The 2,812-nt window shown below is 77.0% G+C and carries 3 protein-coding genes and 1 pseudogene; 3 read left to right on the forward strand and 1 reads right to left on the reverse strand.

Annotated elements, in window-relative coordinates; translation table 11 throughout:
• The 3 genes and pseudogenes from DZF91_RS25425 to DZF91_RS25435 form a co-directional block, all read left to right on the forward strand.
• Positions 1 to 480: pseudogene (locus DZF91_RS25425) on the forward strand (glycoside hydrolase family 3 protein); the annotation flags it as partial.
• 190 nt (positions 481 to 670) lie between these two features.
• A complete protein-coding gene (locus DZF91_RS25430) occupies positions 671 to 1,135 on the forward strand; it encodes an RrF2 family transcriptional regulator (RefSeq protein ID WP_117359743.1) in 465 nt (154 codons plus the stop codon).
• A gap of 4 nt (positions 1,136 to 1,139) precedes the next feature.
• Entirely contained in the window at positions 1,140 to 1,919 is a 780-nt protein-coding gene (locus DZF91_RS25435; RefSeq protein WP_117359744.1) for an Fpg/Nei family DNA glycosylase, read from the forward strand.
• A gap of 19 nt (positions 1,920 to 1,938) precedes the next feature.
• Here the strand turns inward: DZF91_RS25435 and DZF91_RS25440 are convergent.
• Positions 1,939 to 2,812: MFS transporter (locus DZF91_RS25440; protein WP_147341379.1), on the reverse strand; the 874-nt coding region annotated here is incomplete at its 5' end.

Below are 2,812 nucleotides of genomic sequence, written 5' to 3' on the forward strand. Positions count from 1 at the left end.
GCCCGCACCGGCGCGCTGAAGGACTGGCTGGCCGAGAGCGCCCCGGTGCCGGTGGACCGGGCCGCCGGACTGGACGCCGCGCGCCGCGCCGTGCGGGTCACCGGCGACCTGCCCGCCTTCCCCGCCGCGCCGCTCGTCGTCCAGCTCGCCGCGGACGGCAACATCGCGGTCGGCCCGACGCCGTGGGGCCTGTGGGCCTGGGCGGCCGACGCCGTCCGGGCCGAGGGCACCCCGGAGGAGGTCGGCGACGTGCTGGAACGTGCCACCGGGCGCGGTCTGGTCGTGGTGCTGCGCGACGCGCACCGGCACGCCGGCCAGCGTGAACTGGCGACCGCGCTGCTGGCCGCCCGTCCCGACGCGGTGCTGGTGGACATGGGCCTGCCGATCTGGCGTCCGGAGGGCGCGGTCCACGTCGCGACCTACGGCGCGGCGCAGGCCAACGCCCTCGCGGCGGCCGAGGTCCTCGGCCTCACGGGCTGAGCCTGGCGAACCCGAGGGGCGGGCGCCGCGATCCGGCGTCCCGCCCCTTCCGCTTTCCCGGCTCCGGATGCTCCAGGGGAGCCGCTACCGCCCTCCCGGCGGGACGCTGTGGAGCCCTCGAACCGTCCGTTCACGGCGTGGATCGGGGGCTAAAGCCCAACCAGTCCGATCGGCAAGGGATAATACGTTCATGCGATTGTCCGCCCGGGTCGACTACGCGCTGCGGGCCGCCGCCGAGCTGGCGGTGGCCGGGAGCAAGCCCGTGACCGCCGTGCAGCTCGCGGAGGCGCAGCAGATCCCGCCCAAGTTCCTCGAGAACATCCTCGGCCAGCTGCGCCGGTCGGGTCTGGTGCGCAGCCAGCGCGGTCCGGAGGGCGGCTACTGGCTGGCGCGCCCGGCCGACCGGATCGCCCTGGCCGACCTGATCCGCGCCATCGACGGCCCGCTGCTCGGCGTCCGGGGCGAGCGCCCCGAGCACGTCGGCTACGAGGGCCCGGCGGCGTCCCTGCAGGACGTGTGGATCGCGCTGCGGGCCAGCGAGCGCGCCATCCTCGAGCAGGTGACGCTGGCGCACATCGCGTCGGGCGAACTGCCGGAGCAGGTCCGCAAGCTGACCGAGGATCCGGCCGCCTGGGAGAGCCCCACCCTGATCTAGGCCGATGCCCGAGGGCGACACGATCTTCCTGGCCGCCCGGCGGTTGCGCGACGCGCTCGCCGGGCGGCCCCTCACGCTCTCGGACTTCCGCGTCCCCCGGTACGCCACGCTCGACCTGCGCGGCCGGACGGTGGACGACGTCGTCCCGCGCGGCAAGCACCTGCTCGCCCGGATCGAGGGCGGGCTGACCGTCCACACCCACCTGAAGATGGAGGGCGAGTGGCGGATCCGGCCCGCCGGGCCGCCGCCGCGCGACCACCGGGTGCGGCTCGTGCTGGCGAACGCCGAGTGGATGGCGGCGGGCTACTCGCTCGGCACGGTCGAGGTGCTGCGCACCGACGAGGAGGACCGGGCGGTCGGCGGTCTCGGCCCCGACCTGCTCGGCCCCGACTGGGACGCGGAGGAGGCCGTCCGGCGCCTCACCCGGGAGCCCGGACGTCCCGTCGGCGAGGCGCTGCTCGACCAGACCGCGCTCGCGGGCATCGGCAACGTCTACAAATCGGAGATCCTCTTCCTGCGCGGGGTGCATCCGTGGACGCCGGTCGGGGCCGTCCGCGACCCGGAGACGATGGTCGGGCTGGCGCGGCGGCTGCTGGACGCCAACAAGCTGCGGCACGGCCATGTCACGACCGGCGACCTGCGGCCCGGACGGCGGCACTGGGTGTACGGGCGGGCGGGCCGCCCGTGCCTGCGCTGCGGCACCCGCGTCCGGCGCGCCGACCAGGGCTCGGTCACCGGCGAACGGGTCACCTTCTGGTGTCCCCGGTGCCAGCCCGAGCCCTGAGCCGCGTCCGGCGGCGCGGTCACGCGGTGGCCGCGGTGGAGCCGTCCGGGACGGCAGCGCACGATTCGGCGTTCAGTTCGGCGTTCGGTGCGGCGTTCGGCTCGGTGTGCTGCTCCACCGCCCGCTCGGCGCGGGAGAGCAGGGCCGTTCCGGCGGTCATGGCGACCGCGCCGAGCCCCACGACGACCGCCGCGCCCAGCAGCGTGGCCGGCAGGCCGAGCACGCCGGTCACGGCGCCGAAGGCGAACGGGGCGACGGCCGCGCCGGTGAACAGGCCGAGCTGCACCTGACCGCCCGCGCGCGCCCCGTCGCCGGGCAGCACCCGCAGCACGGCGGCGAACAGCAGGCCCGTCCAGCCCCAGCCGCCCGCCACGGTCAGCACGGCGCCGACGACGAAGCAGACCGGGTTCCCGGCGGCGGTGACCAGCAGCCCGGCGCCGCCCGCGAGCATCATGCCCGCGACGATCGCGGGGTTGCGGCGCGGGGCGCGGTCGGCGGCGACGCCCGCGGCGAGCCGGACGCCGACGGCCAGCAGCCCGGCGACCGACTGCATGATCCCCGCGAGCCCGGTGGACAGGTCCGAGCGCGTCCCGATCTGGATGAAGTAGGAGGCCATGGCGTTGGAGCCGATCGTGGCCAGGGCCGCCGCGACCGTCCAGAGGACGAGCACCACGCCGATCCCCCGCAGCGGCGGACGGGCCGCGGGCCTTGGGGCGACGGCGGGACGCGGCGTGTTCGCGGGGGCCGGTACCCGGGCGAGCGGGGTGGCGGCGAGGCCGAGCACCGGGCTGACCAGCGCGGCCCAGAGGGCGGCGCGCCAGCCGTGCGGGCCGGCGACGAGCCCCGCGAGCAGGCCGGGCAGCAGCGGGCTCACGCCGAGGGCGGCGCTGACC

The organism is Actinomadura logoneensis, from assembly GCF_003428695.1.
Classification (GTDB): Bacteria; Actinomycetota; Actinomycetes; order Streptosporangiales; family Streptosporangiaceae; genus Spirillospora; species Spirillospora logoneensis.

Coding starts and splice junctions, on each gene's coding strand:
- DZF91_RS25430 (WP_117359743.1), top strand. CDS start 671: ATGCGATTGTCCGCCCGGGTCGACTACGCGCTGCGGGCCGCCGCCGAG.
- DZF91_RS25435 (WP_117359744.1), top strand. CDS start 1,140: ATGCCCGAGGGCGACACGATCTTCCTGGCCGCCCGGCGGTTGCGCGAC.